Here is a 15,258-nt window from a genome sequence, read left to right on the forward strand (position 1 = left end):
ACCTGGCGGCTACGAGAGGCATTCATATGACCCAGGCGAACCTGGATTCATTGTTGAGCTCATGTAATGGTAATAGCGCTTGTATCAGCCTTACCTCTCCTGTTACTATTCCACCGGCATTACAGTGCTATACTGGAGATATCTGTATAGGTTGTAAGGTAATTGATACATTGTATAATAATTATCTTTCCAAATATCCGGGTAATGCACCAGTAAGAGAGACGACAGATAGTGTGCAGATGAAGAAGAACCAGTTGTTCGAAAACTATATGAACGTGAGACTGGGCTTTAATAAGCATTATTGGGAGTATATGGACTTCAGGACCAATCAGTGCCACATCAGTGATACGACAGGCGGCGGAGGTACTATCATATCGAGGGTTTCTTATGTCTCTGAGCCTGTTGCTGATACTATATTATTATGTGGAAAGTCTGCGACTATCTTTACAACAGTCAGGGATACAATCAATAATTGTTCTGATAGTGCATTCCTGGTATATAGCAAGGGGTATGATCTATACAATAATTACAAGGATGTCCTGAAGAATAATTTTGATAAGATTTATCGTGATACTGCGATTGCAGGTGGGCTGCGTGAGTTGTTTACATTAGGGTATGGCACCAGTGAGTATCAGTATACTTTGTATTATTATGACCAGGCAGGGAATCTGACCAGGACAATTCCGCCAGCGGGAGTTGTGATTGATCGGAGTGCTACGTGGAAGGCGAATCTGGCAGCGGCGAGAAGAGTGGGTACACGGTTTGTGCCGGCGCATCAGATGGCGACGGAGTATAGGTATAATACGCTGAATCAGATAATCTCAAAGAAAACACCTGATGATAGTATTACTAATTACTGGTATGATAAATTAGGCAGATTGGTTGTTTCTCAGAATGTGAAACAATCATTGGCAAAAAACTATAGTTACACAAACTTTGATGCATTGGGTAGGCCAATTGAGGTAGGGGAGCTAACGAGTGCGACGGCAATGACTAGTACAATTAGCCGGAGTGAACAAAGTTTAGCAAGCTGGTTGAATGCAGCAGCGGCTACCCGTAGTCAAATAACAGCAATTACTTATGATACAGCTTATACATCAGTTGAGAAGCTCTTTTTGACCCAGGAAAACCTTAGAGGTAGAATCTCATGGAATGGATATTATAACAATGCTTCTGATAAGGATAATCGGCAATTTACAACAGCAACCTTTTATACTTATGGTATTCATGGGAATATAGATACGCTGTTACAGGACTATAGGGTAGGTGCTATGTCTCTGAATAACAATAGGTTCAAAAAAATTACATATCAACATGACTTAATTAGTAATAAAATAAATTTTATAGCATACCAGCCAGGGCAAAAGGATGCCTTTTACCATCGTTACAGTTATGATGCAGAAAATCGCCTGACGAACGTTGAAACAAGTCATGATAGTATCTTCTGGGAAAATGATGCTTATTATGAATATTATAAAGATGGTTCGCTGGCTCGTATGGTCATTGGCCAGCAACAGGTGCAAGGTATTGATTATGCATATACTCTACAAGGATGGCTCAAAGGAGTCAATAGTACCGTTCTCACTCCATTATTTGATATAGGTGGGGATGGAGCAAGTGGAGGCTTTGTAGCGAGGGATGCATATGGATTTGGAATCCATTATTTTGGTGCCAGAGATTATTCCCCAATTAGTACTTCTGCTAAACCATTCGCTGCAGCTATCGGAAATAACTCGTTGTTTAATGGTAATATATCTGCGATAAGCCAAAATATATCAACAATTGGGACACCTTTGGAGTATACTTATTCCTATGATTTCCTCAATCGCCTTACGAGTATGACAGCCAATAAGGGGTTGGATAGCTTGTCTAATTCCTGGACCAATACCTTCTCAGCCCTGGCTGATTTCAAGGAGACGATTTCTTATGATGCAAATGGTAATATTCAAAGTTACAATCGTAATGGAAATAAAACCTTTGCAGGTGCTCCATTAGGAATGGATAGTCTGACTTACCATTACCGTCGGGGTACCAATAAGCTTTCCTATGTTACCGACTTGGTGAGAGGCACTAATTATGGAAATGATATTGATAATCAGGTAAGTGGTAATTACAAGTATGATAGCAGTGGCAATATGGTGTCTGATTACGGGGCAGGAGTGGATAGTATTAAGTGGAATGTATATGGTAAAATATCGAAAATTTACAAACATGACAGTACTGTAATTTCCTACACTTATGATGTATCAGGCAATCGAATCAGCAAGACTGTAGATGCCAATCAAACATGGTATGTACGCGATGCTGTTGGTAATATTTTAAGTACATACATTTATGGTGACACATCAGTCAATAAGGGACAACTTAGTCAGATAGAAATCAATTTATATGGTTCTGGGCGCCTGGGTATAACTACATTGACAACCAATGTACAGGATACATTGCCTCCACCAGCAACCAGCATGACAGGTTTAGGTTTTGGGAAAAATATCACGTTTACGAGAGGAAAGAAGTCTTTTGAGTTAACAAACCATTTGGGTAACGTGCTTGCCACTGTATCTGACAGGAAGATTGGTATTTCTCTCAATAATTCTTTTATAGACTACTATAATCCTGTTGTTACTTCTGCACAGGAATACTATCCCTTCGGTATGCTTATACCAGGTAGAGGTGGTCCTATTGGTACAGGTAAAAATGTTGCAGGTAGTACGGTTGTGGTTCATGGAGATACGATACCAGCAACACTCACTGTCACCCAGCGGACGAACAATTTGCCGTCAGCCTATCTGGCGACTCAGTCCGTCACTTTTGATGAGGAATTTACGAGTGGATCTGCTGATGAATTTACTACGCTATTGGTAGATCAGTCAAATACAGATCCAGGTACTGAAAATGGTGTAAGTTATGGCATTACGTCCAATGGATATAGATATGGATTTAACGGGAAAGAGAATGATAATGAGCTAAAGGGGGAAGGGAATGTGCTGGCATTTGAGGCCCGGATATATGATTCAAGGACTGGCAGATTTTTTACCATCGACCCTTTAACCCAAAAGTACCCGGGTTTATCTCCATATTTATTTGCCAATAATAGTCCCATATTAAATATGGATGCGCTTGGACTTGAAGCAGAGCCTGGCGGGCCTGGCGGCCCTGGCCCTGGCCTTTCTACATCTGTAATTCCGGAAGTAGAAACTATGGCTGGAGAAGGGATGTATATTAATAGCCAGAGAGGAGTTGGGCGTTTAGGTAACGGTTATAGGCCAATGGGGTACAAATTAGGAACCCTTCCCCAAGGTGGATTAGATGCACCTCAACGTTTTATAACACCAGCCGAGCTTGATAATTTGATTCCTCCACGAGCAGGTTTTTCCATGAATGCAGATGGAACGTCTGGAACTGTGATAGGTGTAAACGGTAATACCTGGCAAATTTCTTTATTGACAAATGAAAAGGCAAAGGAAACTTGGACTTTCGGTAAACCTTGGTGGGGGAAAATAGCAAAACGTACAGACGACTTAAATGAATTTGGGAAAGATGCAGGTTCGGGCGTTGAGTATTTTTATAGAGCTATGGGCTGGACAGAATTTAAAGCTACTGGTGGGTATATCCAATCACGTCTTTATAAGGGTGATATTCCATTTATTACTTCCGATTTAAAGTATTTAACCTATGCCAATAGTTTTATTTTTAAAGGTGGAGAGGCTTATCAGTATGACATTATTGTTAGATATACGGTGCCAAAGGGAACAAAAGCCTACCTCGAAAGTGTCTCAATACCTGCTTTGGATAATAATGGGAATAATGTAACTGAAAGGGCAAGGCGAGCAAACCTCCCTATTATGAAGGCAGAAAAATATTCTTGGCCTACCAGTACTGGTATAGGTTATTTTTTGAATGATAATTTTGGATTCCCAGGTAATGCCGGATCAGTTCATTTTAATGGAAGAATAATGGCCATTGATTATATTTACAAAAGCACTCCTGGATTATATAAGGCGAAAAAAAAATAAATCAGAACCTATGTATAGATTGAATATGTCAGAAATGATACCATATTTTGAGTACCGAAAAAAAAGGCTGAAATCAGAAATGGAATCTCCTATCATGGATGTGGATCTTTATAGAAATATTCTACAAGAAGAGGTAAGATTAATGTGGGAGGCCATTAATAATTATGCTCTTAATTTAAAAAAATACGATAATCGTTCACAGTTATATCTGCAAGATGTAGAATATGCTATTCAACATGAAAATTTGGATTTGATCGGAATTCTTATACATGCACGCACTGTTTTACAAGATTTGGAAGCTCAAAATATAGATTTCCCGATTCTGAATTTCCTGACAGACTACTTTAAAAAAGACTTGAATAAGTCACAGGAAGCATCTGCTAAATATTTGTATGAAAGTATTTTGGATACAGCAGAGTATGATTTTGATGAATATATAGATTTAATTCAACGCTTATCAAAATTAGATAAACCTTCATCATGGTATGCAGACTTTGGCAATCAAATAGTCAAATTAGTTTCCCGTGCACCGGATAATGATAATTTTTTGCCTGTTTTAAATGCACTAAGAGAACAATTGCCTGACGAATTGAAGATCCGTATAGATGAAATGATGGAACATGGAAGCAAATAAATTTATAGGTATCACTAGGGTTTTGATATTAGTCGAAGATATTCTTCCTTCCTCATAAGTAGTAAACCCCGGTCATCGGCTGGCGTTTACCGTTTACGGGGAGTATTTTTTTAGTTTTATAGTGTCAGATGGTGAGGTGTATATAATTGAAGATGCATTATTTTTCTTCCATGAGGCACAGGAAAGAATGTTGCGGGTAGTACTGTTGTAATGAATGGAGATACCATCCCTGCGACCCTGACAGTTACCCAGCGTAGTAATAATACTCCTGAAACTTATATGGCTACGCAGACAATAAGTTTTGAAGGGGAGTTTTCAAGTGGAACAGCAGATGAGTTTACGACGCTTTTTGTAGATCAGACGAGTGCGGATGCAGGGACTGAAAGTGGAATAAGTTATGGTATAGTTGCGAAGGGGTATAGGTATGGGTTTAATGGGAAGGAGAATGATAATGAGGTGAAGGGTGAGGGGAATGGGCAGGATTATGGAATGAGGATCTATGATCCAAGGGTGGCGAAGTTTCTGTCGATAGATCCTCTTACCAGTCATTATCCTTATTATTCCCCTTATCAGTTTGCAGGGAATAAGCCAATAATGTTTGTTGATTTAGACGGTTTAGAGGTAGGTATTCCGACGATTAATAAGTTTAAGTATGGAGATAATATTGCATTAAATGTAATAAGTTTAATTGATAATGGAGGTGTGAAGTTATTAAACTTTGGCATAGGTCTTATTAATTCAACTATATATATTGGGAGTAATGCTTCTCGACCTGGTGTGATAATTAACCAAACGAAGTCTGAATTTCAAGAATTAGCAAAAAATGTAAAAAAATCAGCAGAAAGTACTTTAGCATACCATACTCGAACACCTTGGAAACAACAATTAAAGGATGCCGGATACCAGCTGGCTAGTGCAGAACAATGGGAGACTGTCTCAACATTTGCAGTAGGAATGGCTGTTGGAAAAATGGATTTTTCTATTCCAGAGATTGGGGCACTACATAAATACATTGCAGAGGAAATTAAGTTTGCTGGTGAACCTAAGTTGCCGTCTGATATTCCGAAATATGTATATCGATTTGATACAAGGCCTCCTGCAGAAATAGAGGCTGCTGGTGGTTTTGAATCTTGGGGTAAAGATATGAGTGTTAATAAACATACAGATGGATGGAGCGTCCGTAATCGAACTTCTGGTTTTGTTGCAACAACAAATGATCCTTCAGTACTTGATCCTTGGATTGAAGGTTATGGGGAAGGATACATTTATAAAATAAGGACTCCAGCTAATGCCATAAATGTAAATACCGTTCGTGGTGCAGATTATGGTTTTGGGTGGGAAAAAGAAATACTTATTCCACTGAAAGTTCCATTTAAACGCATTGTTTCATCTCAATATGTAACTGAATAATTATATGAAATACTATTCAATTAAATACTTTAACGGAAAAGAATTTTTTGAATCTAATTTATTTTTTTCCAATGTTAATCAACAGGTAGAATTGACTTTTAAATCAGAAGATTTTAATATCAGAACATATGAATATTATCCTTTTTTAGCATTGGTAAAATTGAGGCGTGAATTGGAATTGTTTGAAATAAAATTGATGTGCAATGGCGCAAGATTAGATGTTTATCCTTCAAGTGGTATGATGATAGGAATAAATGCATACAAACTTGTGTTGGGTAAGCCTGTAACTAAGGAAAATATATGTAAAATATTTGATCCAGTTGATGATGTAAGTATAGTAGCTACAGTTGATGAGCAACATGCATATTATATCAAATGGTTAGAGAGTTTGAAGGGTAAATTGGAATGATAAAACTATAATATTACAAGTTGTTTTAAGGGAGATAGGATAACTATTTAGTTAGCCTCTCAGATTCTATAATGCTACTTGATGTTTACAAAAATGTTGCAATAAATATGTAGACATGCATGTCGTACAATTCCTACAGCGTTGGCAGGAACTCCGGATAGTAACTGCAATCGCTGGTGGGCAATATGTAAGGGACTTATTACACGAAATATTAGTGTTAAAAGCAATAGAGACTGCAGGCTTTCTAATAATGAGAATTATTCTAGACCAATGCAGGGATATGATGGCCAGGTGGTTATTATCCCAAGGTTGTTTTTGTGGAAAATATTTCACCTGTTGGCTCCTTAGTTCTTACAGCCCCAAGGGCTTCAACAGTTTCCGTGAATTAGCTGAGAATTATGAATGAATAGAAGATTTGTATAAACTATGAAAGTGTAAATGTTATTAACGGTGGGATGGTTTATGATAAAATGACAGGTGCAGCGGGAATGCCACTAAACATTTATAAACAGTTGTTTGAGTACGCTGATGATTTGATATTTGAGCAAGTAAAATAATGACTGTAAAATAAAATTATGGACGTACAAGCATCAATTGATGGGCTTATTAATGTTCTTAAAGAAAGACCACTAATGGTCCTTAATGGAGATACGAGTTATTATTCGTATAAAATATATATAGAAGGTTTTTTATTTGGTCTTAGTTCAGCTTATAACATCAACTTAATTCTAAATATTACTTTATGGTTCAGAAGGAGAATAAAGATTGAAATGGATGTTTTTTGGACAGACTATATTCCTATTTACTATAAAGATGAAACCGAAGATGAGCTTAAAAGGATTTTACTTCAAACATTAAGTAATTATTTTGAGGAGAATCCTGAATGGGAAAGGCCTAAAGAAGATAAATAAAGATTGATCATGTAAAAAGAGTCAATATAAAATTGGAAAAGTAAAGCGCGCTAAATGGCTGGCTTTGCTATTCAAGCTGCCCTGGGAAAGGTGTGGTACAATGGGTAAAGTTGAAAATTATCAGGTAGCTGTATATGGAGCTTAAAGGCAGAAAAATATTATGGCCTCATTGATACAGAATTATTCTTGCCAGAAAGCTGAACAAGCGAAAAAAGCGTTTAAAGCAATAGGCGTTCCCAAAGAAAGGATAACACCGCAAAGTGAAGTAGAGCTGGCAATTGATTGTAAAATGTCAGGCAGAACTTAAAACCAGATTTAATTTTGTTGGCGCAGATGGTTTGTATGGCAATAGATTTAAATTCCGCAAGACATTGGACGACATGGAGCTATTATATGTGCTGGATGTTCAAATAGATCAACATGTATATAGAAAGCTACCAGATTTTTATCTTCCAGAAAAGCAAGGTGATCGTAGATGTAATCCGAGCAGATAAAAAAACGGGTGTCTGCCAGTTGAATAAATGCTCTTTACGCTCCGATGTCATCAAAGAAATGTAAAATTTAGGCTTATGACAAAGGGGTAAAGAAGATCTTGTCTGTAAAAGATTGACCAAAGAAAAATAAACTGAAGGCGCATCGAACCCACGATGCGCCTTCCATCTAATAGGTAAATCAATATTTTTTCATTTTCAAGAAAATTTAGAATATGAAAGAGGTGAATGGATTTGATATTATATATAGGTAAGCATAACAATCTAATGAAGGCTATAAAATGCTAATAGTATGCCATTAGATAGAGATAAAAATTCAATGAATGAACTAATTTTAAAAAAAATTATACAGCAATTAAAGAATCCTGATTTTGTAAACACTTCAGAAGTATACTCACAAACAGGATTTATGGTGTCAAATCAGTTAATATTTAGGATTTGAATGGCCCAAGAAAAATTAAATCTTTTCTTATGAAAAAGTACAAATACATCCTTTGTATTATTTTGGTATTTTACTCATGTCAATTTCGATCAGAAGAGAAGCTGGATCAGGTATATAATAGAATTAAAAAGACAAATCCATCCTTATTCAGAGATTGGCAGATTTCAAATAGAGACGGTTCTAAATTAGTCGGTTTCCATCACATTCCTTCTGATATGGTTTTTTATGCCTTTATCAGTAATAAAGATGACAATAGTATTATCTTCCGAACGGTATCAAAAGAAGCGCAGGAAACTTTTTTGCAAGATGTAGATGATCCGAAATTCCGTTCAATAAATGGTCTTGATGTTGTAAGAGCTTATTTCAATTTAAAAGTTGATTATGTTAATTATTCATCATCTTTAAATGGAATGATTTTTAAAAAAGGAGCTTTTTGTTTTGCATATTTGTTTCAACCAATCGATAGTACGTTTATAGCATCTGTACCTTACAAACGTATTGACGGACAATTGTATTATTATGCGCGATGAGTAACATTATTGCCTTGTTCAGAATGGAAATACATTGGTGGCTTTTATCTATAAAGATGTGATTGATTACATTAAGAAGGTTGGATTTAAGACGGCCAATAGACAACCTTTAAATAAGTGATGGCAAAGTTTTTATTTTTATTTGGATTTTTAATATATCAATGACTCAAACTAATGTGAAGCCTTGTTCGCATAATATACTTCTTAATGAGTATGATCAAGGAAAGCTTGTATCACCCAGTTTAGTTTCTGAAGGAAATTAAAATTATTACCTATAATCTTGCAATATTATAGGAAAGGCATAGGAATAAACACTGGCTTGAAAATCTTTCAGAATAGAGAAATGTTTATTTGTTGAATATACGATAACAAAGAAGTAACTACATCAAGGAAATTGCAATTGATACTCTTGCTGTTAAACGGTTAAATTGATTTCCGAGAAATTAAAACGCAATTAATCAGGTCTTATTATCTTTTTTAAGGCACCTCGCAACCAACGAGGTGCCTTATTTCCTTATTTAACCAGCACATCCTAAAGTATCTTCACGATCAGCAACAGGCTTATTACGACATCACATTATACAGCAAACCAGACGATTGTCAGTGTTACTAAATTGAAGGCGCTGAAGAGCGAATATACAGCGAGAGGAACCAGCCTCACATTTGCTGCTTACCTGGCGGCTACGAGAGGTATTCATATGACCCAGGCGAACCTGGATTCATTGTTGAGCTCATGTAATGGTAGTAGCACTTTTATTAGCCTTACATCTCCTGTTACTATTCCGCCGGCATTCTTTTTTCATTTCTTAGAGGCTCATAGCCCATTGTTAGAGTGCCTCAATGCGTATAAGCTTGTTTAGTTTTAACATTCCTGATAAAGGCGGAAATAACGCATAACAGCGCTGCTTTATCTTCAGCAGTGAGTGTTTCTACCTTTTTAAAATATCTGATCACTTCAGCATCCTGTAATACAATTTACCTCCGCAGTAGGCCGCGAACTGGAGAGATAATTCCAAGGGCTACCAGCCCGGTAATAAGGATGCTTTCTATCACCGTTATAGTTATGATGCATTAAACAGGTTAACGAATGTAGAAACCAGCCGGGATAGTATTTTCTGGGAAAACGATGCTTATTACCAGTATTATAAACATGGACCTTTGGCCCGTACAGTAATCGGTCAGCAACAGGTACAGGGAATTGACAATGCTTATACGCTGGAGGGTTATTTAAAAGGAGTAAACGGTACTACCCTGAACTCCACTTTCGATATAGGTGGTGATGGTGCCAGTGGCAGTTTGGTTCCGAAGGATGTATTTGGCTTTGGTATTCATTACTATGGAAACAAAGACTATACACCAATCAATTCTTCAGTTAAGCCATTTGCGGCGGCAGCCGGTAATAAGCCACTATTTAATGGCAATATATCCGCTATCAGCCAAAGCATATCATCGATTAGTACACCGCTGGAATACACTTATTCTTACGACGTGCTTAATCGTCTCAAAGGCATGACAGCTAACAAAGGTCTGGACACCCTGACCAATTCCTGGACGAATGCATTTACTGCGCTATCTGATTTCCAGGAGAATATTAGTTATGATGGAAATGGTAATATTCTGAAATACAAGCGAAATGGCAATAACTCTTTTGCGGGTTCTCCATTGGTGATGGATTCCATGACCTACAATTATCGTCCTGGAACCAATAAACTGACATTTGTAAAGGATACGGTAAACTGGGCCAGATATGGGAATGATATTGATAACCAGGGATATGATAACTACAAGTATGACAGTATAGGTAATATTGTATCCGATCGCCGGGCAGGAGTTGACAGTATCAGGTGGAATTTATATGGCAAAGTATCCAAAGTCTTCAAACATGACAGTACCGCGATCGTCTATACATACGATGTAACCGGTAACCGGATCAGCAAGGGGGTAATCAACAAGGCAAACGATACGACCCTAACCTGGTATATGCGAGATGCAACGGGTAATATCCTGAGTGTCTATACTTATAATGATACCTCGGTCAATAAAGGTCAGCTCAGTCAGATTGAAACGAACCTGTATGGCATCAGCCGCTTAGGTATGAACACCTTGGCAATCAATGTACAGGATCTGACAACACCTGCCGGAACAAGTATGACCGGACTTGGTACGGGAAGAAATGTTACCTTTATAAGAGGAAAGAAGTTCTTTGAATTGACAAACCACCTGGGGAATGTGCTCGCTACTGTTTCAGACAGGAAACAGGGTGTATCTCTCAATAATATGACTGTAGACCATTATAATGCAGTAATAGTGACTGCGCAGGAATATTATCCCTTTGGCATGCTAATGCCAGGCAGAGGTGGTCAAATTGGCACTGGTAGGAATATAGCAGGTAGTATTATCAAGAATGGAGATACGATACCGGCAACACTGACTGTGACTCAACGTACGAATAACCTGCCAGCGACGTATATGGCAACAGAGTCAATTAGTTTTGAAGGAGAGTTTGTGAGTGGAACTGCAGATGAGTTTACGACGCTGCTGGTAGATCAGTCCAATGCGGATGCAGGGAGTGATAATGGAGTGAGTTATGGGATTGCCGGTAAAGGTTATAGGTATGGGTTTAATGGGCAGGAGAGAAGCGATGATATCAAAGGAGAGGGAAATAGTTATACTGCGCAATTTTGGGAATATGATCCTAGGACTGGGAGAAGATGGAATTTAGATCCTAAACCAAATCCATCTATAAGTAGCTATGCTTCATTTTTTAATAGTCCTGTTTTACTTCGTGATCCTTTGGGAGATACAAGCTTTCGGTACAAGCCTGATGGCACGCTGCTAAGAATTGCTGATGATGGAAGAAAGGAGAATACTGGACTTATATATTTGAAGGAGTATACTAAAAATGGGAAGACTTATTACGAAAAACCCCTAAATTTCAAGTTTGCCGATCCCATACATGATCCTGAAAGTATAATAGGAAAAGACATAAAATATGTGCTCATAGTTAATAATATGGATATTTTTAACATACTAAAAGTATCTGGGGTGTACAATAAGAAAAATCAGAAACATAATATTTCTTACATTAAGAATCACAGTGGAAGTGATCCTGATAAAAAGGGGGGAGATGAAATGGATTATTCCGTGTCAGCACAGGTGCATCACGTAGTTGACGGAAAATCAGAATTATCTGTTTTAAGAGATGAGTACCTATATATAACAATTACCAAATCGGGTGTGTATGCTCATAACAGATATAATTTTGGTAACTTTTTATGGGGAGCAGGTGCAAATAAGTTAGGAATTTCGGAAGGATGGGCAAAATTTGGTGCGCATGTTAATAATATACAAACCCATGGATTTGAATTGGATTCTGATGATGATCAGTTTTCTATACATTTAGGATTCGAATGGCCAAAGAAAAAATAAATCTATAACTATGATAAATCGCGTTAAAATATTTTTTATTATTTTATTGATTTTTTCATGTGGTCGACTTAGACCAGAGGAAAAAATCAACGAAGTCTATAATAGAATTAAAGTCACAAATCCATTATTATTTAGAAGTTGGGAGATTTCCACTAGATCCCCCGATAAAGTAAGTTTTCACTATATTGATTCTAATAAGGTGTTATATAATTTTGTCGGCTACAAAGAAGGCAACACTATTTTAGTGAAAAAGATAACAGCAGGTAAAGTAGAACAACCCTATGCTTTGCAGGAAGTAAAGGATAGTTACTTCCACTCAATTAATGGAACTGAAGTTGTTAATACTTTTTTTAAGTTGAAAATTGATGATGTAGCCTACTCCTCTTTATTGAATGGAGTAGTATTTAGAAAAGGGAGAATTCATCTTGCATATTTATTTCAACCAATAGACAGTGCTATTTTGGTGTCTACTTATTATAAGAGTTTAGACGATAGTTGGTACTGTTATGTGGGAAGATAATTTGTGTTGCTTGAAGGTAAGACGTATATTGACAAGGCTTATACGCTGAAGGGTTGTTTAAAAGGAGTAAACAGCACTACTCTGAACTCCACTTTCGATATAGGTGGTGATGGTACCAGTGGTAGTTTGGTTCCGAAGGATGTATTTGGATTTGGTATTCATTACTATGGAAACAAAGACTACACACCAATCAATTCTTCAGTTAAGCCATTTGTAGCGGCAGTCGGTAATAAGCCATTATTTAATGGCAATATATCCGCTATCAGCCAAAGCATATCGTCGATTAGTACACCGCTGGAATACACTTATTCTTACGACGTGCTTAATCATATCAAATGCATGACAGCTAATAAAGGTCTGGACACCGTGACCAATTCCTGGACGAATGCATTTACCGCGCTACCTGACTTCCAGGAGAATATTAGCTACGATGGAAATGGTAATATCCTGAAATACAAAAGAAATGGTAATAATTCTTTTGCCGGTTCTCAATTGGTGATGGACTCCATGACCTACAATTATCGTCCTGGAACTAACAAACTGACCTATGTTAAGGATACAGTAAACTGGGGCCGTTATGGGAATGATATTGATAACCAGGGATATGATAACTACAAATATGACAGTATAGGTAATATTGTATCCGATCGCCGGGCAGGTGTTGACAGTATTAGGTGGAATGTATATGGCAAAATATCCAAAATCTTCAAACATGACAGGACTGCTGCAATAACTTCAGTGTCCAAGATGCTATCTGTATTAACACAAGGGAAAAAGGTGATCAGCGAGGAAATTGTTGGTACAACAGCTCTGTCTTATTATGGTACTGCGCCGCTTACAAAAACAAAAGAAGTAGTTGAAGATGGTAAGACGGTGATTAAAGTCTATGAAAAGACAGAGATTGGTATTGCTAAAACAATTATCCATGAGGCTATTCATACCATGATAGGAACACATAAGCATGGCGACGATTTACCTCATGACTATTATAGCCAATACCAAGCTATGTTGTTATCCGCATTGAAAGAGTATAATCAGGAAAATAAATTGGGGTATACAGATGAACAGTTGACACAGTTATCTTGGACCGGTATTATAGAATCAAAGGCTTTTAAAAAGTATATAACAGATTTATCGGTTAAAAATAATACTACCTATAAGGAAGAGTATAGTAAATGGTATAAGGGGCAAGAAGCAGTAAATTACAAAGAGGTTACTAAGTCAGCGGAACAAACTGAAAAAAAAGACGAAAAAAAATCTGAGACTGACGCCTCAACAAGTAAATAAGGTTTTTTGGGGAATTTAAACGCCCACACCTGATATTGTTAGTTCTTTATAGAAGCTTTATGTTGCGGGAATATTGGCAGTCTGAAAAACAAGCATACAAAGTAAAAAAGTATATAGTAAAACCAAGGACATCAAAAAATAATCTGGTAGCCGATTCGCAAGAATGGTTACCAAATTATAAAAGAAATAGTAATTATTATTTATTTGAATTGGTGAAAAGAATTGATATTTATGTTTAATAAGATTTTTATTTCTATGTTTTTTGTGTTGCTCCATTTAGGAGTATCTGCACAGGTGAAAGATTCTGTTTTTTATTTTGTAGTTGGTGACTCAATCGATAATAATGCTATTGGAGAAGAGTATGCATATAATTATCATAGGCAATATTTAAATGATAGTGTGTTCTGTGAAGTGGGACTTTTTACTAGGAAAACTTCATTTGTATATGAATTCATGATTGAAAATGGTGATTGGTATTTTCGACATAGCGATAAATGGCAGCCTTTCTTTGTGAAAAGCAGAGGATATAATGTGAGATTCAATATTAATGGTATTGTTTTTACAACAACGTGGAGTAACCCCGGTATGTTTAGAGGAATGAAATCATTTATATTGACACTTGTGCCACCTAAGAATATGTCAATCTCTCATATGCCACAATATATATTCAATCCGGAATTCGGGTTCATAGCAATTAAAAATGAAGTTACTTTGATTAGAAAAGATATACAGTTTTTAGAAGAATAGTAATTTTTATTATATCCCTGAAGGATTAGATTAAATCTTTAGGGTTAAATTGTTTTTTCAAAGTATAAATATTTATATGTTATAGTCGAAACTTTGCAGGAAAGCGGTATCTCGTTAATTTCGCAACAACCTAAAAGAAAACCCCAAACATTAAGAGTATGTTTAAAATTTGAACAGTCTTATTTTAGAAGTATACTAATGAAAGCTACCTGGATGAAAGCAACTGCAGATTCTGGTAGCTTTTCATAGTTCTTCGATATGCAACATCGGAAGATAGTGCGAATATTTTCTCCATCTTTTATAGTGATGCTAATGTTAAATTACCTCCATATCAGGATACCCTGATTGTATATTTACAATCGTTTCCGCTAATGTCGATCCGATTAAATACACCAGTATTAAGGATGGTTTGAATAGCCGGATGCAGAACTACAT

The 15,258-nt window shown here is 36.8% G+C and carries 11 protein-coding genes; all 11 read left to right on the forward strand.

Annotation, left to right across the window (positions count from 1 at the left end):
• Positions 1–239: 239 nt before the first annotated feature.
• The 11 genes from DXN04_RS33495 to DXN04_RS33550 all read left to right on the forward strand — a co-directional run bounded on the left by DXN04_RS33495 (position 240) and on the right by DXN04_RS33550 (position 14,823).
• Positions 240–4,013 (forward strand): RHS repeat protein, encoded by a 3,774-nt coding sequence (locus tag DXN04_RS33495; protein WP_233525747.1) that lies wholly within the window; start codon positions 240–242, stop codon positions 4,011–4,013.
• Between the two features lie 10 nt (positions 4,014–4,023).
• A complete protein-coding gene (locus DXN04_RS33500; RefSeq protein ID WP_147320146.1) occupies positions 4,024–4,647 on the forward strand; it encodes a hypothetical protein in 624 nt (207 codons plus the stop codon).
• Between the two features lie 210 nt (positions 4,648–4,857).
• Positions 4,858–6,057: an RHS repeat-associated core domain-containing protein gene (locus DXN04_RS33505; protein WP_116857790.1), complete on the forward strand. Its 1,200-nt coding sequence runs from the start codon at positions 4,858–4,860 to the stop codon at positions 6,055–6,057.
• A gap of 4 nt (positions 6,058–6,061) precedes the next feature.
• Complete coding sequence (locus tag DXN04_RS33510; RefSeq protein ID WP_116857791.1) at positions 6,062–6,466, forward strand: hypothetical protein; 405 nt, start codon at positions 6,062–6,064, stop codon at positions 6,464–6,466.
• A 575-nt stretch (positions 6,467–7,041) separates the two neighbouring features.
• Positions 7,042–7,377: a hypothetical protein gene (locus DXN04_RS33520; RefSeq protein WP_116857793.1), complete on the forward strand. Its 336-nt coding sequence runs from the start codon at positions 7,042–7,044 to the stop codon at positions 7,375–7,377.
• Between the two features lie 420 nt (positions 7,378–7,797).
• Entirely contained in the window at positions 7,798–7,935 is a 138-nt protein-coding gene (locus tag DXN04_RS35025; protein ID WP_158569302.1) for a hypothetical protein, read from the forward strand.
• A 404-nt stretch (positions 7,936–8,339) separates the two neighbouring features.
• Entirely contained in the window at positions 8,340–8,840 is a 501-nt protein-coding gene (locus DXN04_RS33525) for a hypothetical protein (protein ID WP_116857794.1), read from the forward strand.
• A 1,158-nt stretch (positions 8,841–9,998) separates the two neighbouring features.
• Positions 9,999–12,269 carry a hypothetical protein gene (locus DXN04_RS33530; RefSeq protein WP_116857795.1) on the forward strand — a complete coding sequence of 757 codons (2,271 nt, stop codon included), beginning with the start codon at positions 9,999–10,001 and terminating at the stop codon, positions 12,267–12,269.
• A gap of 10 nt (positions 12,270–12,279) precedes the next feature.
• Positions 12,280–12,789: a hypothetical protein gene (locus DXN04_RS33535; RefSeq protein WP_116857796.1), complete on the forward strand. Its 510-nt coding sequence runs from the start codon at positions 12,280–12,282 to the stop codon at positions 12,787–12,789.
• 3 nt (positions 12,790–12,792) lie between these two features.
• Positions 12,793–14,076, forward strand: a complete 1,284-nt coding sequence (locus DXN04_RS33540; protein ID WP_147320147.1) for a hypothetical protein — start codon at positions 12,793–12,795, stop codon at positions 14,074–14,076.
• Between the two features lie 231 nt (positions 14,077–14,307).
• The gene (locus DXN04_RS33550) at positions 14,308–14,823 is read left to right on the forward strand and encodes a hypothetical protein (RefSeq protein WP_116857799.1); all 516 of its coding nucleotides are present in this window, start codon (positions 14,308–14,310) and stop codon (positions 14,821–14,823) included.
• The last annotated feature ends 435 nt before the right edge of the window (positions 14,824–15,258 follow it).

This window comes from Chitinophaga silvisoli (genome assembly GCF_003412465.1).
Lineage (GTDB): Bacteria > Bacteroidota > Bacteroidia > Chitinophagales > Chitinophagaceae > Chitinophaga > Chitinophaga silvisoli.